This window comes from Geoalkalibacter sp., assembly GCF_030604225.1.
Lineage (GTDB): Bacteria > Desulfobacterota > Desulfuromonadia > Desulfuromonadales > Geoalkalibacteraceae > Geoalkalibacter.
On the sequence record NZ_JAUVWH010000019.1, the window covers coordinates 1 to 21,942 of the forward strand.

Here is a 21,942-nt window from a genome sequence, read left to right on the forward strand (position 1 = left end):
TCCATCTCGCTCGGCGCGCCGTTGCCGGCGCAGATGTCCTGCTGCCAGCGGCGGCGGCTGTCGGCATCGGCGAAGAGGCGCTCGGGGGCCATGGGATTGCCCACCACCTCCTCGGCCAGATAGCCGCTGACCCGCTCGCACTCCTTGTTCCAGAACAGGATCTGGCCGCGCTCGTCGGCGGCGAAGACCATGGCCGGCAGGTTGTCGATCACCACCTTGAGGCGCCGTTCGCTCTCGGCCAGGGCCAGCTTCTGCCGGCGCGCTTCGGTGATGTCGCTCCACGCGACCACGGCGCCGGAGATGCCGCCGGCGGCGGCGCGAATCGGGGCGGCATGCACCGCCACCACGATCTGTTCGCCGTCGGCGCGGCGCAGCAGCCATTCTTCCCCGAAGCAAACCTCGCCCCGGCGCACCGCCCGCATCAGCGGCAATTCCTCGGGGCGCGCCGGACGCTCACCGTCGAGGTGATACATGCGCCACATCTTGGGATAGTCATGGATGGTGCCGGTCCGTACCTGGTCCATGGGAAGCCCCGCCAGGTCGAGGCCGAAGCGGCTGACCATGAGCAGGTTGCCCTCGCGGTCGGCCACGCCCAGGCCCAGGGGCACATGGTCGATGATCGCCTGAAGCACGCGGCGCGCCTCCTCGGCCTCGCGGGCGCGGTCCTCGGCGATGCGGCGCTGCCGCTCGCGCTCCTCTTCGGCGTTTTTTCGCGCGCTGATGTCGATGAAGGAAATCACCACCCCCTCGATGCGATCCTGCAGGGTGCGGTAGGGGAAAATGCGCAGCAGGTAGCAGCGACCGTCGGCGCTGACGAGTTCCTGCTCCTGGTCGCTGAGGTTCTTCAGCACCAGGCGCGCGCCGGCGAGGATCGCCGCCGTGTCGAGTTGTCCGGAGATGTGGTGAAAGGGCCGGCCGAGGTCCGCCTCGATGAGATTGAAGATCTCGCCCGCCGCCGGGGTAAAGCGTCGCACCCGGCTCTCGCGGTCGAGAAAGATGGTGGCGATGTGCGCGCTGTTGATCAGGTTGGACAGGTCGGAGCTGGTGCGCGCCAGTTCCTCGTTCTTGTGCTGGACCTCGGCGTTGACGGTGAACAGTTCCTCGTTGAGGGCCTGAAGCTCCTCGCGCGAGGTTTCCAGTTCCTCGTTGGCCGAATGGAGCTCCTCGTTGATGGACATGAGCTCCTCGTGGGAGGACTCGTATTCGCGCAGGGCGCTGCCGAGACTTTCACTTTTGTTCTTGAGCTCCTCCTCCAGGTATTGGATGAGCAGATCCTTGTCGCGCTCGGCGGGTACGGCGCGGGGGGGCGGAGCGTTGGCCGCGTCCTGGGGGCCTTCCAGGCACTCCTGGATGACCACCAGCAGCAAATCCTCCCCACCTCCGGCGGCAAAGGGGTCGGCGATGATGTTGAGGTGGCGCGCCCGCCCTTCCTGGTGCAGGCGCAGGCCATGGTAGGCGGTTTTGCGTTTGTCCTTGAAGGCCTGGAAGCACAGGGAGCGCAGCACCGGCTGCAGATCCTCGCGAGCCATGCGGATCAGGTTGAAGGTCGCGCTGCCGATGGGCGGCGTGAGAAACTCCCCCGTGCCGCTGGGGAAGTGAACCACGTCGAGCTCGCGGTTGACCACCACCGCCGCCGGGGCGTATTCGCGCAGCAGTTTTTTTTCGGCCATGGCCCCCAGGGAAGGCTGGCTGTCGCCGCGCGCGCCGGGTGCCGTCGGCGGAGTGGTAAATCTTCCGGCGGGAAAGAGGCTCAGGCGCCGGTCGCGGGGTGCGCTGGTTTCCCGGCGCTGAAACAACCGCCATTTTTTGTCGATGGCGGAGAAATAGCCGCCCGCCTCCCCCAAGTGCTCGGAGGCGCCGAGCAGCAGGTAGCCGCCGGGGCGCAGCACCTGATGGAAACACAGCAGCAGTTTCTGCTGGGTGTGGGGCTCCAGGTAGATCAGCAGATTGCGGCAAGAGATGAAATCGAGACGCGAAAAGGGCGGGTCCTTGAGCAGATTATGGTGGGCGAAGAGGATTTTCTCGCGCAACTCCTCGCGGATCCGGTAGCCGTTTTCCTCGCGCATGAAAAACCGCTCGAGGCGGGCCGGATCCACGTCGCGCAGGATTCCCTCGGGATAGAGTCCGGCGCGCGCGAAGGCAATGGCCTCGGGGTCGAGATCGGTGGCGAAGATCTGGATGTCCACCGGAGTTCCAAGCTGCTCCAAAGCCTCAACGCAAAGCATCGCCAGGGAATAGGCCTCTTCGCCTGTCGAACAGCCCGGCACCCAGGCGCGCAGGGTACCGTTCTCGGGGCCCTTGCCGAGCAGGGCGGGAAGGACCTTCTGCCGCACCAGGTCATGGGCCTGGGGATCGCGAAAAAAGCGCGTGACCCCGATGAGCAGATCGGCGAACAGGGCATCGATTTCCTTTTCGTTGCCGCGTAGGATCTCCAGGTAGCCTTCGAGCTTGCGCTGGCCGTTGATGACCATGCGTCGGCTGATGCGTCGCAGCAGGGTCTTGGGCTTGTAGCAGCCGAAATCATGGGCGTGGCGCAGCTGCAACAGGGCGAGAACCGCGTGCAGGTGCTTGCCGGCGGAGGTCGCCGCCGTGTCCGGCGGCTGGGCGCTGATGAGAGAGATGAGATCCACGAGCCGCGCGGCGAGCGCCGCCGGGGGCAAAACCCAGTCGGCGAGGGCGCAGTGGCGCAGATCGGCGACCTCCTGGGCCAGCACCAGTCCGCCCTGGGCCTTGATGGCGCGCAGGCCGAGGGTGCCGTCGTCGCTGGTGCCGGCCAGCATGACCGCCACCGCTTCCTCGGCGCGCTCCTCCGCCAGGGAGCGCAGGAAATGGCCGATGGGCAGGCAGGGGCGGCCCTGGGGCGCCGGGTCATGGAATAGCCGGCCTTCGCTCAGGCGCAGAAACGTGCCGGCGGGTTGCAGGTACACCCGGTTGGCACGGAGTGTTTCCCCGGAGCGGGCGGTGGTGACGCGCAGCGCCGTGCAGCGGGCGAGGGACTGGGCTAGGGAGCGGGCCTCGCCGTCGCCGCGCTGCGCCAGGATCACGAACGCCGCCCCACTTTCGGGCGGCAGGTGGCGGAGAAGCTCCTTGAGGGGCGCAAGATGTTCGGCGCTGGCGCCAATGGCGATCACGGGGCCGGCAAGGACCGGGTCACCGGCGACCCGGTCCTTGCCGGGGGTGGATGTGCGTGAAGCCATGCCGAATCCTTGAAAAAAGCCGCCGCAAGGGGGCGGAATGCAGGGAGAAGCGCCTTATGGAGGGAATGCCTAATTCTTATAGCAACTTAACCAGTCTTAGGCAATGGTATTGATGGGGGCTTATGATTTTTTTTTCAGGGTTCGCCCAGACCCAGGCCCTCCTGCATGATCCGTCCGCACAACCGGGTGTCGTAGCCCCCCAAATCCTGGATTTTCCGGTGGATGGCGGGATCGCGCAGCAGATCGAGCAGCATCCGCGGACGCGGGTCCGCGAGCAGGCGGTCGGGAATCACCAGATCGTAGCGCTCGGCGGCCAGTGGCACGAAATCCAGGTCCAGGGCGCGGGCCGCGGAAAAAATGCCGAGGCCGCAATCGGCCGCGCCGCTGCGCACATTGATGGCCACCGCCATGTGGGTGTGCTCCTCGCGTTCATAACCCCTGATCTGGCGGGGATCGAGACCGGCCTCGCGCAACTGGTGATCGAGCAGGATGCGCGTGCCGGCGCCGCGCTGGCGATTGACGAAACGCACCTCGGGGCGGATGAGGTCGGCGAGGACGCGGATCTGCTTGGGGTTGCCGGGCGCCAGGATGAAGCCCTGGCTGCGGATGGCCAGATTGACGACGGTGACCGGCAGGTCGGGCAGGTAGCGCCGCAGAAAGGGGAAGTTGAAGTCGCCCGTCGGCGGATCGAAGAGGTGGCAGCCGCTGAGCATGGCCGCACCGTTTTTGAGGGCGATGAGGCCGCCCAGGCTGCCGACGTTGGCCGACACCAGGCGCAGGGGCTCGGCGAGGCCCATGAGCTCGTTGGCGAGCAGGTCGAGAATGTTGTCGTGGCTGCCCACATGCACCAGCACGCGCTCCAGTCCGGCTTGGGGCACCAGCAGTTCGGCGTCGATCTCGGCACCCTCCTCAAGGCCCTCGCTGGCGGCGGGGATGCGCCCCAGGGCCTGGGCGCGGGTGAGGGTGCTGAGCATGCCGGCACCGCGACCGAAGGGCACGGCGATGTGGTGGTCGTCGAGGCGACCCACCGCCAACCGCAGGATTTCCTCGCTGCCCAGGCGCGAGGGCGTCTTGCGTGCGAGGCGCGCGCGGATGCGCGGACGTTCCGGCGCGGGACGCCGGCCGAGCCAGGCGACCAGGGGCGCCAGCACCTCCTCGAAGCAGGCGATGGCGCTGCCCGGATAGCCGGGCGCCCCCACCAGCAGCTTGCCCTCGTGGGACACGCCGAGCAGGGTCGGCTTGCCCGGGCTCAGGGCCAGGCCATGGGCCAAAATCTCGCCGCATTCCGCGAAGACGGCGCGGGTGAAATCCTTGCTGCCCGCGGAGGAGCCCGCGCCGACCACCACGACCTGGGCAGCGCCTTGCAGGGCTTCGGCGACCGCCGCGCGCAGTCGGGCGGGGTCGTCGGGCACCGGCGGCAGGCGACGCGGCACGGCGCCCCAGGTGCGTGCCAGGGCGCAAAAAATCTGTGAATTGCTCTCGATCACCTGTCCCGGCGCCGGGGTGGGGCGGGTGGTGAAATCCAGCACCTCGTCGCCTGTGGGGATGAACACCAGCCGTATGGGTTCCCAGACCCGCACCTCCCAGACACCTGCGGTGAGCAGGGCGCCGATGTCGTAGGGCGAGAGCAGGTGGTTCTGCGGCAGCAGCAGTTCGGTGGCGACGATGTCCTCGCCGATGCGCCGCACGTGCATCCAGGGAAAGGCCGCCGCCTCGATGAGCAGGCTGCCGTCGGCCTGGGGCACCACGTCCTCGATCTTGATGACCGCATTGCTCCCCTCGGGCAGGGGCTGGCCGGTGTTGATGGGATGGCAGCTTTCGCCCGGCACCATGCGCAGGGGCGCCTCCTCGCGCGCACCGAAGGTCTCCTCGGCGCGCACCGCGTAGCCGTCCATGGCGGCGCTGTGAAAGGGCGGCGCGGAGAGGCGGGCATGAACGGCTGCGGCCGTCACCCGTCCGGCGGCGTCCTCGGTGGCGAGAATTTCACCGCCGACCAGGGCGTCGCGGTCCAGGGCGGCGCGGGCGCGCTCCAGTGCCTCGGCGACACTCAGGGTTTGCAGGTAGATGTTACGTCGGGACATGAAAAACCTCTTTAGGGATTGTCAAACCAGCCACACCTCCACCTCTTGCCCCGCCACCAACCCCTCGGCCTCGGCGGCGACGCGCAGCAGGCCGTGGCTGTGCAGCAGGGTGCGCAGCAGTCCCGATTTGCCCGTGAGAGGATGGGCGAGGCAGCCTTCGGGCGTTTCTTCCAGGCGTACCCGAACATAATCCTCACGTCCGGGCCGCGAAGCCAGATTGCGTGCCAGGCGGGCGCGGCGCACCGGCCGTCGGGTCTCGTCGAAGGCGCGGCCGTCGCCGCTCAGATGGCGCACTAATGGCTGGCCCAGGACCAGCATCACCACCTGCGCCGAGCCGACCTGACCGGGCAGGCCGAGGATCGGCTTGGTCCCGACGCGGGCGAGAATGGTCGGCTTGCCCGGCGCCATGGCCACGCCGTGGGCGAGGATGTCCGCGCCGGGCAGCGCGGCGATGGCGTCCAGGGTGTGATCGCGGGTGCCCTTGGAGCTGCCGCCGGAGAGAAACAGGGCGTCGCTCCGCGCCAGCCCGCGTGCCAGGGTCTCACGCAGGGTCGCCAGATCGTCGGGGACGATGCCGAGCAACACCGGGTCGCCGCCGGCCTGGGCAACCAGCGCGGCCAGGGCGTGGGAATTGACGTCGCGCATCTCTCCGGGGCGCGGCCGCGCATGGACCGGCACGATCTCGTCGCCGGTGGAGAGGATGGCGATGCGCGGTCGGCGATGGACCGCGACCTCGCCGATGCCCAGGGCAGCCAGCAGGCCGATCTGGGGAACGCCCAGGCGCGTGCCGGCATTGAGCAGGGGCGCGCCGCGCCGGGCATCCTCGCCGCGAAACATCACGTTCTCGCCCGGCGCCGCGCTCTGGCGGACTTCGATGGTGCCGCCGCCGATGTCCTGGGTGTGTTCCACCATGACCACGCCGTCGGCGCCCGGCGGCAGAAAGCCGCCGGTGGGAATCCAGGCACACTCGCCCGGGGCGAGGACGAAGTCCGGATAGGCATTGATCTCGATGGCGTAGCGGCATTCGAGATAGGCCGGGTTGCCTTCGCCGGCGCCGAAGGTGTCGGCGGCGGCCAGGGCGTAGCCGTCCATGCAGGAGCGATCGCCTTGGGGCAGATCCTCGGGAGCGGTCAGGTTTTCGGCCAGAATCCGGTCGAAGGTCGTGGTGAAGGGCAGGGTTTCGGCCGCTGTGGGCGCGAACCGGCGCAGCAGCGCGCAAAAATCGCTGCGGCTCAGGGTGTGAAGAAAGCGGCTGCTCATGGACGTCTCCGGCGATTCGGCGGGGTGGGAGAGGCATTATACCGAAAAGCGAGGCGTGACAAAGCAAAATTGGCGCGCCGCCCACCGCCTTGGTCGAGCGAGAATCGGCGGGAACCGGGGAGAAAGAGCCGTCCCCTGCGGCGTGGCTTGGGCCAATTTTGTCTCAGTGTGACAGGCGTGGCACGAAATGGAGACTCCGCCGCGGGATCAGATGTCCGGGGCGCTGACCGCCGCCTGGTGGCGCTCGGTCCGGCCGTTTTTTTCCTGTTCGATGATCACGCTGTTGAGGGTGATTTGCGCGATATAGGGACGTTCGGGGTCCAGGCCGACGGAGCGAAAAAGGCGGCTGACTTCCCGAGGGTTGCGTCCGAGAATCTGGTCCAGGGCAAAATTAAGACGCATGGGATAGACCTCCTTGACGGTGCGGGTCAAAAAAACAACTGACGCCGTGTGGGTTTGTCTACCTCCTGCAATTTTAGCACCAAACCGCAAGCGCGGCTAGGAACCCAGGCTGTGAAGTTCCCGTTCGATCTGTTCGCCGTCGCCGGTGTTGAGCTCCATCAGGCGCAGTAGGTGGGAAAAACTTTCCGGGTCGGATTCAACGAATTTCAGGCCTAGTTGTTCGCCGTTGCTGTGGGCGACCTGCGCGCCGAAGCTCAGGGTCAGACCGCAGTCCAGATCCAGGGCGAAACGGCACCGCGTATCGGCCGCCAGGGACCGGTTCTTGGGAAGATGGACCTTGGCGCCTTTGAGCGACAGGTCGACAAGCTGGGCGGTCATGGCTTGCCCCTCGACCTCCAAGGTCACCGAGCTGCCGAAGGGAATGCGGCCGAAGCGCCTTTTTTCCGTCATGAACGTGCCTCCTGCTGAGGGATAGGGACTTTTGTTCAGGGCTGATCCGGGTCCAGAGCCGGCAAATCGGCTTGGGCCTGGCGCGCGAATTCCTGGAAAGCGGGCATCAGGTCGGCCGTGAAGCGCTGGATTCCTTCTTGGTCATCCTGCTCCAGGGCCTGTTCGAGGCTGATGGCCAGGGCGTGCACCCGCCGGGCTTCCACATTGGCCGCGGCCCCCTTGACGGTATGTACGGCGCGTCGCAACTGCTCCATTTTGCCCGCCTCGACCAGACTTTGCAACTGGCTTGCCAGATTGGGAAAGTCGTCGACAAAGAGGGCCACCAGGTCCCGGCAGAGCGTCGGATCCCCGCCCATTCGCCGCAGCAGGCTCTCGCCGCAAAAGGCCGCGATGTCCGGATTTGCCTCAGGCCAAGCCGCGTGCCTTGCGACCCGCTCCCTCCCTGGCGGGGGAGCGAGGTGCCGGAAAATGATGTCCGCCAGGGTCGCGGGGTCGATGGGCTTGGTCAGGTAGTCATCCATGCCGGCCTCCAGGCAGCGCTGCCGGTCGTCGGGCAAGGCATGGGCGGTCATGGCGACGATGGGGATGCGTCGGCGATCGTCCTGCTCCTGTCGGCGAATGGCCACGGTGGCTTCCAGTCCGTCCATTTCGGGCATCTGGATGTCCATGAGAATCAGGTCGTAGGGAAGTCTCAGCCAGGCCTCGACGGCCTCGCGGCCATTGGCGACGGCATCGGCGCGCAGCCCCAGGTTGTGGAGGATCTTCAGGGCGACCTTTTGGTTGACGGAGTTGTCCTCCACCACCAGGATGCGCGGGGCGCGCGCCCCGGGCTCGCTGGGGGCGGCCTCCAGGTCGTCGCGCGGCACGGGCGGCGCTGTCTCGCCGTGGTCGCCCGCCAGGGCCTGCCGCAATTTATCGCGGCGCACCGGCTTGCGCAGGCAGAATCCGAGGCCGGCCTGCTTGAGGCGAGTGCATTCCCCACCGGCGTTGCTGGTCAGCACGCCGATCGTCGTCCCGCAAAGGGCCGGTTCGGCGCCGATGGCCCGCGCCAGGGGCGGGATCTGCTCCCGCAGGCTGTCCAGGTCGGCGATGAGCACGTGAAAGGGGTCGCCCGCCGCCGTGGCGCTGAGCATCTTCTCCAGCAGCGCCTCAGGGCGGTCGATTTCGCCGCAGCGATAGCCGCACTGGCGAATCTGTTCGCGCAGGGCCTGACGGCCGGTGCTGTTGGGGGCGAGGATCAGGACGCGCCGCTGTTCCAGGGTCTCGTTCGCGTCCCCGGGGGTCGCGTTTTCACCCGATACTCGGTCAAAAGACGCGGTGAACCAGAAGGTTGCGCCCTTGCCCCGGGAGCTGTCGATACCGATGTCCCCGCCCATGAGTTCCACCAGCTGGCGGGCGATGGCCAAGCCCAGGCCGCTGCCGCCGTGCTTGCGGGTGGCCGAGGCGTCCACCTGGCTGAAGGCCTGGAACAGTTTTCCCTGTTCGTCCGGGTCGAGGCCGGGGCCCGAGTCGGTCACGGTGAACAGAATCTGGATGCGCTCGGAGGTTTCACTCTGCGGGATGGCGCGGATCACCACTTCGCCGGCCGAGGTGAACTTGATGGCGTTGCCGGCCAGGTTGAGCAGGATCTGGCGCAGTCGCCCGGCATCGCCGATCAGCTCTTGGGGCACGTCGTGATGAATGACGCTGGAAAAGCCCAGGCCCTTCTCGGAGGCCAGCACCGAGAGCATGTCCATGACGTCTTCCACGGCATGGCGCGGGTTGAAGCGGTTGGCTTCGAGGGTGAGCTTGCCCGCCTCGATCTTGGAAAAATCCAGGATGTCGTTGACCAGCGCCAGCAGGGTCTGGCTGGACAGGCGCAGGGTTTCGGCGAAATCGCGCTGCTCCTCGTTCAGGGGCGTGTCCAGCAGCAGCCCGCTCATGCCGATGACCGCATTGAGAGGCGTGCGGATTTCGTGGCTCATGTTGGCAAGAAAGGCGCTCTTGGCCACCGAGGCGGCATCGGCGGCCTCCTTGGCGCGGCGCAGCAACTCCTCGGTCTGCTTGTGGCGCGAGAGGTCGCGAGCCACCCAGACCACGGCCTCGCCGCCGGCCATGTCCTGAAGGGGCACGGCCTGTCCCTCGAACCACAGGGTGCGGTCGCCGGCCCGCAGACTATATTCGAGACTTTGCATGCGGCGGCCGGCCAGGCCGGCGCGGATGGTCGCGAGGATGGCGTCGGCGGTCGCCGGGTCCAGGGTGTCGCGCAGGTTGCGCCCGCGGGCCATGTCCAGGGCGGGATGACGGCCCGGCGAGATGACTTCCTGGCAGGCGCCCTCGGCATCCAACACCCAGACAGCGTCGGGCAGGGTGCGCAGCACGGCGTGCAGGCGCTCCTTCTGATCCTGAAGCTGTTGCTGGGTCGCCGCCAGGCGGCTTTCCACCGCCAGTTGGCGGCTGACCTGCCGGACCGTCAGCGGCAGGCGGGTCAGGAAGTTCTCGTCCTTGACCAGATAGTCTCGGGCGCCGAGTTTCATCATGGCGACGGCGGTGCGCTCGTCGCCCTGGCCGGTCATGACGATGAAGGGCATCCGCAGCCCCTGTTCCGCGAGCTTTTCCACCAATACGTCGGCGGTCATGTCGCCGAGCTTGAAATCAAGCAGCAGCAGGCCCCGGCGGTGGATGCGACACCAGGAAAGCGCCTGTTCGCCCGAGACCGCGACCTCCGCCGTGAACCCCTGGCTTGTCAGGCAGTCGGCGACCAGGCGCGAAGCGCTGGGTGAATCCTCGACGATCAGGATGGCGGGGCGATGATCCGGCATGGTTCCTTGCGCCTGTTGCGACGGTTAGTGTGGCGGAAAGCGTTCAGTGTCGCGGCAAAATGAAAAAAATATAAAAATTAATTTACTTTAAATGTGCGGGGCAGGGCAAGGGATTTCTGTGCGAAAGATTAGCAAGAAGCGCCGGCAAAACAAAAACGATGTTATTAAAATGGTAACGTCTTTTTCAAACTAGTAAAAAATACAAATTAATAAAATGTTTATCAGTCTTTAAAAAAAATCAAAGATATTTGATTTTGCTAAAAAATTATATTTGGCGTGGCGCTCTGACTGTTTTGACTTACGTCAAGTTTATTTATAGAAAGCTGTTCTAAAAAATACGCATCCAACATGGGGGGGTAGCCGATAGGCGGATGCCTGCCCGAGGAAGCGGGGCGCAAGGATGCCCATCAAGTTCAAGCACGGGAGGACAGTATGAGCAAAGCGCGTATGTGGGAAAGAATCAACCAGGTCAAGGAAGATTACATGGAAGTCGTCGGCAATCAGTCCTCGGCGGGTCGCAGCGAGTATTTCGGGAATTTTTACGGCCTTATCTCGCCGCTTCTGCCGAAAAAAGAAACCTATGCGCGGGTTGACGAGGTTGCCGGTTCCGAATGATGACCCGTCCTGCCACGGGCGGCAGCGAGCCCGAGGATGATTCAACCCTTTTCCCAAGTTCGGCCCCGGAATTGCCTCCGATCTGACAACCGCCGTCGCCGCGGCGACCGCGGGGTCGGCAGGGTTCCGGGGCCGGATCGCGGGGCGCCTCTCCTGAAAAAATCTCTCCCCTCTTGCCATTTCCGGCGAAATCCTGGCGTTGGACCTCAAGACGGTGTAAAAGAAAGCCATGTGGCGACGACCGGCCCGTCGCGTCGCCGCCGTCTACCTGAATGCCGTGCAAAGGAGTGGCCATGACCGCTGCGCAAAACCTTTTGGACCTCTATCGCGCCCGATTGGGACGGGAAATCGCCGTCGGTTCCTGGACGCTGATGGATCAGGATCGCATCGACCGCTTCGCCGCCGTCACCGGCGATGAACAGTGGATTCACGTCGACCCCCCGCGCGCGGCGGCGGAGTCGCCCCTGGGCACGACCATCGCCCATGGTTTTCTCACTCTGTCACTGTTGCCCATGCTCACCGGCAGCAACAGCCCCGACTATTTCGCCGCCGAGTATCCCGGCATGCGTCGCCGCCTCAATTACGGTCTCAACCGGGTGCGCTTTCCCGCGCCGGTGCGCGCCGGCGCCCGCATCCGCGCCCGGACCGCCGTGCAGGAGGCGCGCACGGTCGGCGAGGGCGTGGAGATTGTCTATCTCTTCACCATCGACATTGAGGGCGAGGAAAAACCGGCCTGCATTGCCGAGCAAATTTTTCGCCTGTACCCTTAAAGGCCAGGGCTGCGTGCTGCAAAGACATTAAAAAATTTTATTGACCCGTGGAGAGGAAAGGAGTAAAAAGGTAGTCTGCGCCCAATAATCATCGCATCCCGGGCGTGGTTTTTTTTCGGGTTTCCTTGCGGCTCCCGCATGTTTCCGGCGCCCTGCGAAAAGAAGAGCATGCATGAAATTTCGGATCATCATCTCCCTCTCCCTGCTTTTTCTCATCTATCTCTTCGGCATTTTTGTCTCCATCAACAATGTCAACCAGACGACCGCCACCCTCAACCGCCTGCTCAACCTGCATAAGATCAGTGATCTGCGCGCCAGCCTGGTGCATCGCGTGATGCGCGTCAATTCCGACCTCTACACCGTGCATACCCCTTATTCCCAAAGTCTCGACCGCATCGTGGACAACGTTGACGCCCTCACGAGCCTGGCCGCCGCCTGCACCAGTTGCCATCATCGCCCCGAGACCCTCGCCGATCTGGAGCAGGTGGGACTGCTAATCGAGGATTTCAAGAAAGCTTTGAGCTTCTACATCACCACCTCCGCCGACAGCCGGCGCCTGGAGCGGCTCAAGCACGATGCCTCGCAGGTGGGGGAAACCCTGCTGCTGCAAGTGGAAAGCATGGCCCGGGAGGCCTCCCTGGGCGTGGAGCGCGTGTCGGCCCAGGCCTTCTCCGAGATTCAGCGCTCCAAGAACGCCCTGTTGGTTCTTGTGGCCTTGGCGGGCTTGTTCGGCTTGTTGATCGCCGTGTTTCTGGCGCGCTCCATCACCCGGCCGACGCGCGCCCTGGTGGCGGCGACCCGCCGCATCGCCGCCGGGGAATACGGCTTTGCCCTGGAAACCGTCTATCGCGAGGAGTTCGGCGAACTGGCGCGGCATTTCAACGCCATGAGCCTGTCGCTCAAGAACAGCTACGCGCGGCTCGAAGGTGAGGTCGAGGAACGCCGTCAGGCGGAACGGGCGCTGCGCGCGAGCGAGGAGCGCTACGCCCTGGCGGCGCGCGGCGCTAACGATGGTTTGTGGGACTGGGATCTTCTCGGCAATAGCATCTATTTTTCCCCGCGCTGGAAATCCATGCTCGGCTATGACGAGCCCGACATCGGCACCGATCCGAACGACTGGTTCCGGCTGGTGCACCCCGATGACCGCCAGGGGCTTGAGGCCAAGATCGCCTTTCATCTGGAGGGAACCGTTGCGCACATCGAGAGCGAGCAGCGCCTGCGGCATCGGGACGGCACCTGGCGCTGGACCCTGACCCGGGGTGTGGCGGTGCGCGACGAGAACGACCGTCCCTATCGCTTGGCCGGTTCGCAGACCGACATCACCGAGCGCAAGAAGACCGAGGAACAACTGGTTCATGATGCCTTTCACGATGCCCTGACGGGTTTGCCCAACCGCGCCCTGTTCGCCAACCGCGTTGAGCATGCCCTGCTTACCGCCCAGCGTCGCCCGGGCTTTCTCTTTGCCGTGTTGTTTCTCGATCTGGACCGCTTCAAGTTCATCAACGACAGTCTCGGCCATTTCACCGGCGACCAGTTGCTCATCGCGGTGGGGCGGCGTTTGGCGGAATTTATCCGCCCGAGCGACACGGTGGCGCGCCTGGGCGGCGATGAGTTTGGCATCCTACTCGAGGATATCCATGGTCTGGACGAGGCGGTGGCCATTGCCCGGCGCATCCAAAAGGATCTGCCGCGGCCTTTCATGCTCGACGGCCATGAGGTGTTCACCAGCGCCAGCATCGGCATCGCCCTGAGTTCCCGGGGCTACGAACAGCCCGGCCAATTGCTGCGCGACGCCGATCTGGCCATGTATCATGCCAAGGCACGGGGCAAGGCGCGTTACGAGATTTTCGACAAATCCATGCATGATCACTCCCTGGCGCATCTGCAGCTGGAAAACGATCTGCGGCGCGCCATCGAGCGCCAGGAGTTCCATCTGTGCTACCAGCCGGTGATCGAATCGGCCACGGGCAAGCTCAGTGGTTTCGAGGCCCTGATCCGCTGGCGGCATCCGACCCGCGGCCTGATCCTGCCCTCGGATTTCATTCCCCTGGCGGAGGACATCGGGTTGCTTCCCACCATCGGTCTGTGGGTGTTGGGCGAGGCCTGCCGGCGCCTCGGGCAATGGCGAAGCCTGGGGGGCGCGGCCTTGTTCCTGGCGGTCAGCGTCAATCTGTCCGGGCGCGAATTCACCCCGGCGCTGGTCGAGACCATCCGCAAGATGCTCTCCGAGCATCAACTGCCGCCGGACAGCCTGCGGCTGGAAATCACCGAGCGCACCCTCATGGGGGACCCGCAGACCTCCGGCGCGCTGCTGGCGGAACTCAAGAGCCTGGGCGTGGGGTTGCAGATCGACGATTTCGGCACCGGCTATTCGTCCCTGAGCTATCTGCCGCATTTTCCCATTGACACCCTCAAGATCGACCGCTCGTTCATCTCCGGGATCGATCACAATCGGGACAACTACGAAATCGTGCGTACCATTCTCGCCCTGGCGCAGAACCTCAATCTCAAGGCTGTCGGCGAAGGCGTGGAAACGCAGGCGGAACTGGAAAAGCTGCAAGACCTGGGCTGCGGGTACGTGCAAGGGAATCTTTTTCATCCGGCCCTGGACGCGGCGACGGCCGAGCAGCTGATCCGCCGTCAGTCCCTGGTCCCCTGATTCAAGGAGTCGCGGATGCGCCTGCCCTTTGGTGAAAAACTGCTCATGCTTCTGTTTTTGCTGCTGGCCCTGGGGGGGGATGCCTTCGGGGAAGCACGGAAGGAAGAACTGGTGATCGGATTGATCCCCGAGCTCAACGTCTTCAAGCAGATGGAGCGCTTTCGCCCCCTGGGCGAATATCTGGGCAAGGAAATCGGCGTGCCGGTGCGCTTCACCATGCTCAGTCGTTACGGTAATCTCATCGAGTCCTTCGCGCGCGACCGTTTGGACGGCTCCTTCTTCGGCTCCTTCACCGGCGCCCTGGCCATCCAGCAGCTGGGTGTCATACCCCTGGCGCGGCCGGTCAACCTGGATGGCGAATCGACCTATCACGGCGTCATCTACACGCGTAAGGACAGCGGCATCAGCGACGCGGCGGGCATGCGCGGCAAGCGCTTCGCCTTTGTCGAGAAGGCCACCACGGCGGGCTACCTCTATCCCCTGGCCTACCTGCGCGAGGCCGGGGTTACGGACATCGACGCTTACCTGGGCGAGTATTTTTTTGCCGGCAGCCATGACGCCGGCATCTACGCGGTGCTGGAAGGCAAAGCCGATGTCGGGGCCTCGAAGAATTCGATGTTCGATCTGGTGCGCGCCGGCGACCCGCGCGTCGATCAGGAGCTCCAGATCCTGGCGGTCTCGGGCAAGGTGCCCTCCAACGGCCTGTGCGTGCGTCCCGATCTGGACGCGGACCTCCAGGACAAGCTCAAGCAGGCCTTGCTGCGCCTGGACAAGGTTCCCCAGGGTCGCCGGGTGCTGGAGCAGTTTCACGCCCTGCGCTTCATCGAAACCGGTGTCGAGGACTATCAACCGGTCTTCGGCTGGGCCGAGCGGGCGGGCATCGACCTCAAGAGTTATGAGTACGTCAATCAGTGACGTCTGTTTGCACTTCGGCGCCGGGGCCCGGGTTGTCCGGGCCCCACCTTTCTGCTAGTCTTCCCTTTCTTGTCGATGTTCTTATTCCGCAAGTCAGGGAGTCCTCTTGAAGCTCTTTCCCGCAACCAAGGCCGCCCCCCCCGGGGACGGGCGCAAGCTCGGCACCTTTCTCGGGGTCTTCACGCCCACCATTCTCACCATCCTCGGCGTCATCATGTACCTGCGCTTCGGCTGGGTGGTGGGCAACCTAGGGCTGGCCAAAACCATCCTGGTCGTCCTTTTGGCCAATGGCATCACCCTGGTCACCGCGTTGTCCCTCTCGGCGGTGGCGACCAACACCCGAGTCGGTGTCGGCGGCGCCTACTACATCATTTCACGCAGCCTGGGACTTGAGATCGGTGCCGCCATCGGCCTGCCGCTGTTTCTCTGCCAGGTCCTCTCGGTGACGCTCTACGCCTATGGTTTTGCCGAATCCCTGCGCATCATCTGGCCCGGTATCCCCGTGCCGGCGGCCACGGTCGTCGTCATTCTGGGCGTGGGATATTTGGCCTCCCGGGGGGCGGGCTTTGCCCTGAAAACCCAGTTGCCGGTCATGGGCATGATCGGCCTTTCGCTTCTGGCCCTGATCGCCGGGGTTTTTTTCGGGGGGGCGGGCGAGAGCGTCGAAGCCACGGCCGTGCTTGCCGACTCGCCGGGTTTCTGGACGATTTTCGCGGTTTTTTTTCCAGCGGTGACGGGAATCATGGCAGGTCTGAGCCTGTCAGGCGATCTGCGTGATCCCAAAAAATCCATCCCCCTTGGAACCCTGGCGGCCGTCTTGACGGGCTTTGCCATTTATCTGCTGGTGCCGACCCTGTTGTGGACAGGTGCCGATGCGGTTCTTCTGCGGGAGGATTCCCTGGTCTGGACCCGTATTGCCGTGCTTGGCCCCTGGCTGGTGCTGCCCGGACTCTGGGGGGCCATCTTCTCGTCTGCCGTGGGATCGGCCCTGGCCGGGCCGCGCACCTTGCAGGCCCTGGCCATGGATCGTCTTGCCCCCGGCTGGTTGACCGGCACGGGTGCGCACGATGGGGAACCGCGTCGGGCCTTGGGACTGACCATCGGCCTGGCCCTCTTCGCCGTGCTTTTGGGCGAACTCAATACCGTGGCCCTGGTCGTGACCATGTTTTTCCTTACGGTCTACGGAACCATCAATCTGGTCGCGGCCCTCGAAGGGCTCTCGGGCAATCCCTCCTGGCGGCCCAAGGTGCGCGTGCACTGGGTGATCCCCCTGCTGGGGGCGCTGAGCTGCTTTGCCGCCATGCTGCTGATTCACGCGCCGGCGGGCATCACCGCCCTGGTCATTGAACTGGGCCTGTGGATATTTCTCGCGCGGCGCGAGCGAAAGGCCGATTGGGGCGATGTGCGCCGCGACGTCTACGAGGCCCTGATCCGCTGGGCGCTGATCCGCCTGTCCCATCGCCCCATGACGGCGCGTAACTGGCGGCCGCATATTCTGGTGTTTGTCGGGCGCGTCGAGCGGCGCCTGGATTTGGTCCGCTTCGGCTGCTGGTTCGGCGAGAATCGCGGGGTGCTGACCGTATGCGAGCTGGTGCCGGGGAACCTGCTCGATCTCACCTTCGATCCGCCGCGGCGGCAAAAGGAGATCGAGGCGGTGCTACGCCGCGAGGCGCTGGTCGCCTTCGGCCAGGTGAGCGTGGTGGAGAGCGTGGAAAAAGGCGTCGTCGCCGTGGCCCAGGCCAACGGCATCGCCGGCATCGAGAGCAACACGGTGCTGCTCGGCTGGCCCGACGACCCCGAGCGCCTGGTGTATTTTCTGCGCGCCATCCACAAACTGCGCCGCCTGCATCAGTCCTTTATCCTCGGCAAGGTCAAGCCCTTGCCGCCGGGGCGCGAAGGACGCCGACGCACGGTGCATGTCTGGTGGGGAGGGTTGCAGCAAAACGGCGACCTGATGCTGCTCCTCGCCTATCTGCTCACCCGCAATCCCGAGTGGCGCGGCGCGCGGATCCGCGTTCTGAGCCTGGCCTCCAACCTATTGGCCAAGGAACACACCGAGCGTATCCTGCATCGTCTGATCCCCGAAATCCGCATCGAGGCCGAGATCGAAGTAAAAATCAAGGAGGAAGGCGTCAGCGTGCACGAGGCGATCCACGCGGAAAGCGCCGCCGCCGACGCGGTGATTCTTGGCCTGGCCACGCCCCAAATCGGGGAGGAGGAACGCTACGCCCAGCGGCTGAGGGAATTGGCCGAGGGCCTGCCGACCTGTTTTTTCGTCAACAACGGCAGCTTGTTCATCGGCGAGCTGGTGACATCCACAGAAGGGGCGGTCGGGACGCCCTCCGCGCAGCGTGGGCCGGGCTGGAGCGGTTCGACCATGGGGCGCGGCAACGGCAACGGCGCGCAAGCCGATTGACTCGCGAGGGCCGGAACCGCTACAAACGAACAAGACAACCCGCAAGCCAAAGGAGATTCTTTCATGAGCAATCCCGTGGACAAGTTTTTTCTCGACCGCAACCAGGCGGCGCTGGTCGTCATCGATGTGCAGGAGCGCCTGGTCACCGCCATGCCGGCGAAAATCTACCGCAAGGTGCTTAACGCCAATGAATTTCTCTTGCAAAGCGCGCGCCTGCTGCAATTGCCGGTGGTCGGCACCGAGCAGTACCCGCGCGGCATCGGCCACATGGTGCCGGAACTGGCCGACGCCTGTCGCGACACGCGCATCGAGAAGGTCAGTTTCGGCTGCTGCGGCGAGCCCTCTTTTGTCGAGCACATGAAGGCCCTCGGGCGCCGGCAGTTGATCGTCACCGGCATGGAGGCCCATGTCTGCGTCTACCAGACGGTGCTTGGCCTGCTCAAGGAAGGGTTTGAGGTTCATCTGGTGCGCGACGCGATCATGTCGCGCGGCAAGGTGGACTTTCTCAATGCCCTGGAACTGGCGCGTGACGCGGGCGCGGTGGTGACCACGGCGGAGACGGTGGCCTTTCAGCTGCTCAAGGAGTCCACCGCCCCTGAGTTCAAGGCCATTTCCGCCTTGGTCAAGGCGCGTTCCGCCGAGGGGGCCTGAGCCGTCCATGGCGGGCAACTCCTCTTTAGCCGCGGCGCGTCGCGCGACGCGCCAGATTCGCGTCGGCGGCATCGCCGTCGGCGGCGGCGCGCCCGTGTCGGTGCAGTCCATGACCAACACCGACACCCGCGACGTCGCCGCGACCCTCTCCCAGATCGAGCGGCTGGCGGAGGCCGGCTGCGAGATCGTACGCTGCGCGGTGCCCGACGAGGAGGCCGCCCAGGCCCTGGCGGCGATTCGCGCGGGCAGCCCGCTGCCGCTTATCGCCGACATCCATTTCGACCATCGCCTGGCCCTGCGCGCCCTGGCGGCGGGGGTCGACGGCCTGCGCCTCAATCCCGGCAACATCGGCGCGCGCTGGAAGGTCGAGGAGGTGGTGAGCGTCTGCCGCGAACGCCAGGTGCCGATCCGCATCGGCGTCAACGGGGGCTCCTTGGAAAAGGATCTGCTGGCGCGCCATGGGCATCCCACGCCCGAGGCCATGGTGGAAAGCGCCCTGCGTCACATCCATGTACTGGAGGACCTGGGCTTCGACGCCATCAAGGTGAGCCTCAAGGCCTCGGATATCCGCCGCACCGTTCAAGCCTATCGCCTGCTTGCCGGACAGGTGGATTATCCCCTGCACATCGGCATCACCGAGGCCGGCACCACCTGGAGCGGCACCATCAAGAGCGCGGTGGGCCTGGGCGTGCTGCTTTACGAGGGCATCGGCGACACCCTGCGCGTTTCCCTCACCGGCGATCCCGTGGAGGAGGTGCGGGTCGGCTGGGAAATCCTCAAGAGTCTCGGACTGCGCGAGCGTGGTCCGCTGTTCGTGAGCTGCCCCACCTGCGGGCGCTGCCAGGTCGACCTGATCGCCGTGGCCGAGGAAGTCGAGCGGCGCCTGCACGATCTGCCCCAGACCCTGACCGTCGCGGTGATGGGCTGCGTGGTCAACGGCCCCGGCGAGGCGCGCGAGGCCGATGTGGGGCTGGCCGGAGGCAAGGGCCAGGCGCTCTTGTTCCGCAAGGGCGAGATCGTGCGCAAGGTGGCGGAAAACGAGATGGTCGAGGCCCTCATCGCCGAAGTTCACGCCCTGCTTGAAGAAAAAGGCCGGCGGGATCCCTGATCCCCCCGGCCGTCATTTGTCATTTGTGTAATCGTTCCTTATCACTCATCACTCACCCCTGCCATTCATCGGGATCAAACAGCGCTTCCACGGTCTTCTTGCCCGGCGGCACCATGGGGAAGCTGTAGCAGTCCGGATCGATGTCGATGTCCACCACCACCGGCCCTTCGATCTCCATGGCCTTGTTCAGGGCATGCACCAGCTCTTCCTTGCGCGTCACTTTGAGGGCCGCCACCTGAAAGCCGCGCGCCACCATGCAGAAATCCACATGGCCGCCGAGGTCCGTGGCGGAATAGCGTTTTTTCAGGAACACGCGCTGGAACTGGCGCACCATGCCGAGCTTGCCGTTGTTGAGGATGATCACCTTGACGGGGATGTTGTACTGCGAGCAGGTCGCCAACTCCTGCACGTTCATCTGAAAGGCGCCGTCGCCGTTGATGGCGAACACCACGCGACCCGGATTGCCGACCGCCGCGCCCATGGCCGCGGGCAGGGCGTAGCCCATGGTGCCCAGGCCGCCGCTGGTGATGTAGTGGCGCGGCTCGTGGAACTGGAAGAAGTTGGCGGTCCACATCTGCGAGAGTCCCACATCCGAGGCCACCACCGGGGTGTCGCCGGCGACGGCGCGCAGCGCCTCCATGATGTCGTGGGGCATGAGTTGTTCGCTCTGCGGACGGGGCAGGGGCGCCTGCTCCTTCCAGGCGGCGATCTGCTCCAGCCAGGCGGCGCGGTCCTTGGCCTCGACCAGGTCCAGCAGCTTTTCCATGGCCTCGCCGGCGTCGCCGACGATGGGCAGGTGCACCTGGACGGTCTTGCGGATGCTCGCCGGGTCGATGTCGATCTGGATGATGCGCGCGTTGGGGGCGAAGCCGTCGATGCGGCCGGTGACGCGATCATCGAAGCGCGCGCCGATGGCGATCAGACAGTCGCACTCATGCACCGCCTTGTTGGCGTACCAGGCGCCGTACATGCCGAGCATGCCCACCGACAGGGGCGAGACGGCGTCCATGACGCCCAGGCCCATGAGGGTGTGAGTCACGGGCAGTTGCGCCTTGTCGGCCAGTGCGCGCAGCTGGTTCTGCGAATTGGACAGCACGATGCCGCCGCCGGCGTAGATCAACGGGCGCTTGGCCTTGTTGATGAGCTCTGCGGCCGCCTTGAGCTGCTTGAGGTTGAGGGTCGGCATCTCCTGGTAGCCGCGGCGGCTCACGGTTTCGGGGATGTCCCCCGCGCAGCGCGCGGCGAGCACGTCGCTCGGCAGGTCGATGAGCACCGGCCCGGGACGCCGGGTGCGTGCAACGTAGAACGCCTCGCGCACGATGCGCGCCAGGTCATTGACGTTGGTCACCACATAATTGTGCTTGGTGATGGGGCGGGTGATGCCGGTCATGTCCGCTTCCTGGAAGGCATCGTTGCCGATGTCGGCGGTGGTGACCTGGCAGGTGAGGGCCACCATGGGCACCGAATCCATGTAGGCGGTGGCGATGCCAGTCACCAGGTTGGTGGCGCCAGGACCCGAAGTCGTCAGGCACACCCCGACCTTGCCGGTGGTGCGCGCGTAGCCGTCGGCGGCGTGCGCCGCGCCCTGCTCGTGGCGCACCAGGATGTGGCTGATGTCGGGATCATCCATGAGGGTATCGTGCAGCAGCAGGGTGCGCGCGCCGGGGTAGCCGAAAATGACGTCCACCCCTTCTTTCTTCAGGCATTCGACGAGAATCTGGGCTCCGTTTTTCATGGGATCTGCATCCTCCTTGGGGCTCGGCACTTGTAGGGCTGAAAAGGTGAAGGCCGCGGGAAACTCGTCCCGCGGCCTTTTCAACTGGTGCAAAAAAGGAGCGCGGGACTAAAAACGCCCGCGCTGCCTGATGTCTCGGGGTGGAGAACCAAGGTAGCGTCGGGCCGTCAAACGACGACCAAGACCCCTACCGGACGTTGTTGGGAAATAAGTTGAAACAACGTTTTAGCTCCTTTGGCATGGGACTATAGCCGAGGGTAAAAATGCTGTCAAGATGGGATTTGCAGATGGGATTAGCCCGGCCGGGTCGCCCACGACAAGAGAAAATTTTGGCTTTATAATTGGCGAAAGCGCGGCATGGAGGTCCTTATGAGAAACGGGTTGCTGGTCGCCTTGCTCTTGTCCCTGATGGGTTGCTTACGCGTGCCGGCCGGGTTGGAGGTGGTCGATGGGTTCGAGGTGGAACCCTATCTGGGGCGCTGGTATGAAATCGCGCGCCTCGATCATTCCTTCGAACGCGGCCTGACACGCGTCACCGCCGATTACAGCCTGCGCGACGACGGCGGCATCCGCGTCGTCAATCGCGGCTTTGATCCGGCCGCGGGGCGCTGGAAGGAAGCCGAAGGACGCGCCTACCTCGCCGGCGCTCCCGGCGAAGGCCGCCTCAGGGTGTCGTTTTTCGGCCCCTTTTATGGGGCCTACAACATCCTTGCCCTGGATCTGACCAACCACGGCTACGCCCTGGTCAGCGGTCCCACGCGCAATTATTTCTGGATTCTCGCCCGAAAGCCGCGCCTCGATCCGCAATTGCTCGCGGAACTGGTGGGCAAGGCCGAGGCCTGGGGCTTTGCCGTGGACCGCCTGATCCATGTCGAACACTGA

Annotated in this window: 15 protein-coding genes; 8 read left to right on the plus strand and 7 right to left on the minus strand. The window is 65.0% G+C overall.

Annotated features, from left to right (window positions below):
• From QAT43_RS03900 to QAT43_RS03925, 6 genes are all read right to left on the minus strand, one after another.
• Positions 1–3,197: CheR family methyltransferase (locus QAT43_RS03900; protein WP_305041732.1), on the minus strand; the 3,197-nt coding region annotated here is incomplete at its 3' end.
• A 134-nt stretch (positions 3,198–3,331) separates the two neighbouring features.
• Positions 3,332–5,278 (minus strand): molybdopterin biosynthesis protein, encoded by a 1,947-nt coding sequence (locus QAT43_RS03905; RefSeq protein ID WP_305041733.1) that lies wholly within the window; start codon positions 5,276–5,278, stop codon positions 3,332–3,334.
• A gap of 21 nt (positions 5,279–5,299) precedes the next feature.
• Positions 5,300–6,538, minus strand: coding sequence for a molybdopterin molybdotransferase MoeA (locus QAT43_RS03910; RefSeq protein ID WP_305041734.1), 1,239 nt, complete (start codon positions 6,536–6,538; stop codon positions 5,300–5,302).
• Between the two features lie 207 nt (positions 6,539–6,745).
• Complete coding sequence (locus QAT43_RS03915; protein ID WP_305041735.1) at positions 6,746–6,940, minus strand: hypothetical protein; 195 nt, start codon at positions 6,938–6,940, stop codon at positions 6,746–6,748.
• A 96-nt stretch (positions 6,941–7,036) separates the two neighbouring features.
• Positions 7,037–7,390, minus strand: a complete 354-nt coding sequence (locus tag QAT43_RS03920; RefSeq protein ID WP_305041736.1) for a PilZ domain-containing protein — start codon at positions 7,388–7,390, stop codon at positions 7,037–7,039.
• 35 nt (positions 7,391–7,425) lie between these two features.
• A complete protein-coding gene (locus QAT43_RS03925) occupies positions 7,426–10,191 on the minus strand; it encodes a response regulator (protein WP_305041737.1) in 2,766 nt (921 codons plus the stop codon).
• A gap of 432 nt (positions 10,192–10,623) precedes the next feature.
• Between QAT43_RS03925 and QAT43_RS03930 the strand changes: the two genes are divergently transcribed.
• The 7 genes from QAT43_RS03930 to ispG all read left to right on the plus strand — a co-directional run bounded on the left by QAT43_RS03930 (position 10,624) and on the right by ispG (position 19,325).
• Positions 10,624–10,806 carry a hypothetical protein gene (locus QAT43_RS03930; protein WP_305041738.1) on the plus strand — a complete coding sequence of 61 codons (183 nt, stop codon included), beginning with the start codon at positions 10,624–10,626 and terminating at the stop codon, positions 10,804–10,806.
• Positions 10,807–11,099: 293 nt separating this feature from the next.
• Complete coding sequence (locus QAT43_RS03935) at positions 11,100–11,576, plus strand: MaoC family dehydratase (protein ID WP_305041739.1); 477 nt, start codon at positions 11,100–11,102, stop codon at positions 11,574–11,576.
• A gap of 172 nt (positions 11,577–11,748) precedes the next feature.
• Positions 11,749–14,235 carry an EAL domain-containing protein gene (locus tag QAT43_RS03940; RefSeq protein ID WP_305041740.1) on the plus strand — a complete coding sequence of 829 codons (2,487 nt, stop codon included), beginning with the start codon at positions 11,749–11,751 and terminating at the stop codon, positions 14,233–14,235.
• Positions 14,236–14,250: 15 nt separating this feature from the next.
• Complete coding sequence (locus QAT43_RS03945; RefSeq protein ID WP_305041741.1) at positions 14,251–15,150, plus strand: phosphate/phosphite/phosphonate ABC transporter substrate-binding protein; 900 nt, start codon at positions 14,251–14,253, stop codon at positions 15,148–15,150.
• A 106-nt stretch (positions 15,151–15,256) separates the two neighbouring features.
• Positions 15,257–17,566, plus strand: a complete 2,310-nt coding sequence (locus tag QAT43_RS03950; protein WP_305041742.1) for a hypothetical protein — start codon at positions 15,257–15,259, stop codon at positions 17,564–17,566.
• A gap of 63 nt (positions 17,567–17,629) precedes the next feature.
• Positions 17,630–18,217: an isochorismatase family protein gene (locus QAT43_RS03955; protein WP_305041743.1), complete on the plus strand. Its 588-nt coding sequence runs from the start codon at positions 17,630–17,632 to the stop codon at positions 18,215–18,217.
• Between the two features lie 7 nt (positions 18,218–18,224).
• Positions 18,225–19,325 carry a flavodoxin-dependent (E)-4-hydroxy-3-methylbut-2-enyl-diphosphate synthase gene (ispG, locus tag QAT43_RS03960; RefSeq protein ID WP_305041744.1) on the plus strand — a complete coding sequence of 367 codons (1,101 nt, stop codon included), beginning with the start codon at positions 18,225–18,227 and terminating at the stop codon, positions 19,323–19,325.
• A gap of 52 nt (positions 19,326–19,377) precedes the next feature.
• Here ispG and ilvB read toward each other — a convergent pair whose 3' ends face one another.
• A complete protein-coding gene (gene ilvB, locus QAT43_RS03965) occupies positions 19,378–21,060 on the minus strand; it encodes a biosynthetic-type acetolactate synthase large subunit (protein WP_305041745.1) in 1,683 nt (560 codons plus the stop codon).
• A 369-nt stretch (positions 21,061–21,429) separates the two neighbouring features.
• On the opposite strand from ilvB, the gene QAT43_RS03970 reads away from it, so the two are divergent.
• The gene (locus QAT43_RS03970; RefSeq protein WP_305041746.1) at positions 21,430–21,942 is read left to right on the plus strand and encodes a lipocalin family protein; all 513 of its coding nucleotides are present in this window, start codon (positions 21,430–21,432) and stop codon (positions 21,940–21,942) included.

What these genes read in the sequence shown, in the direction of transcription:
- ispG (WP_305041744.1), top strand. Translation starts at nt 18,225, where the DNA reads ATGGCGGGCAACTCCTCTTTAGCCGCGGCGCGTCGCGCGACGCGCCAG.
- QAT43_RS03920 (WP_305041736.1), bottom strand. Translation starts at nt 7,390, where the DNA reads ATGACGGAAAAAAGGCGCTTCGGCCGCATTCCCTTCGGCAGCTCGGTG.
- QAT43_RS03905 (WP_305041733.1), bottom strand. Translation starts at nt 5,278, where the DNA reads ATGTCCCGACGTAACATCTACCTGCAAACCCTGAGTGTCGCCGAGGCA.
- QAT43_RS03945 (WP_305041741.1), top strand. Translation starts at nt 14,251, where the DNA reads ATGCGCCTGCCCTTTGGTGAAAAACTGCTCATGCTTCTGTTTTTGCTG.
- QAT43_RS03930 (WP_305041738.1), top strand. Translation starts at nt 10,624, where the DNA reads ATGAGCAAAGCGCGTATGTGGGAAAGAATCAACCAGGTCAAGGAAGAT.
- QAT43_RS03940 (WP_305041740.1), top strand. Translation starts at nt 11,749, where the DNA reads ATGAAATTTCGGATCATCATCTCCCTCTCCCTGCTTTTTCTCATCTAT.
- QAT43_RS03970 (WP_305041746.1), top strand. Translation starts at nt 21,430, where the DNA reads ATGAGAAACGGGTTGCTGGTCGCCTTGCTCTTGTCCCTGATGGGTTGC.
- QAT43_RS03935 (WP_305041739.1), top strand. Translation starts at nt 11,100, where the DNA reads ATGACCGCTGCGCAAAACCTTTTGGACCTCTATCGCGCCCGATTGGGA.
- QAT43_RS03925 (WP_305041737.1), bottom strand. Translation starts at nt 10,191, where the DNA reads ATGCCGGATCATCGCCCCGCCATCCTGATCGTCGAGGATTCACCCAGC.
- ilvB (WP_305041745.1), bottom strand. Translation starts at nt 21,060, where the DNA reads ATGAAAAACGGAGCCCAGATTCTCGTCGAATGCCTGAAGAAAGAAGGG.
- QAT43_RS03910 (WP_305041734.1), bottom strand. Translation starts at nt 6,538, where the DNA reads ATGAGCAGCCGCTTTCTTCACACCCTGAGCCGCAGCGATTTTTGCGCG.
- QAT43_RS03915 (WP_305041735.1), bottom strand. Translation starts at nt 6,940, where the DNA reads ATGCGTCTTAATTTTGCCCTGGACCAGATTCTCGGACGCAACCCTCGG.
- QAT43_RS03955 (WP_305041743.1), top strand. Translation starts at nt 17,630, where the DNA reads ATGAGCAATCCCGTGGACAAGTTTTTTCTCGACCGCAACCAGGCGGCG.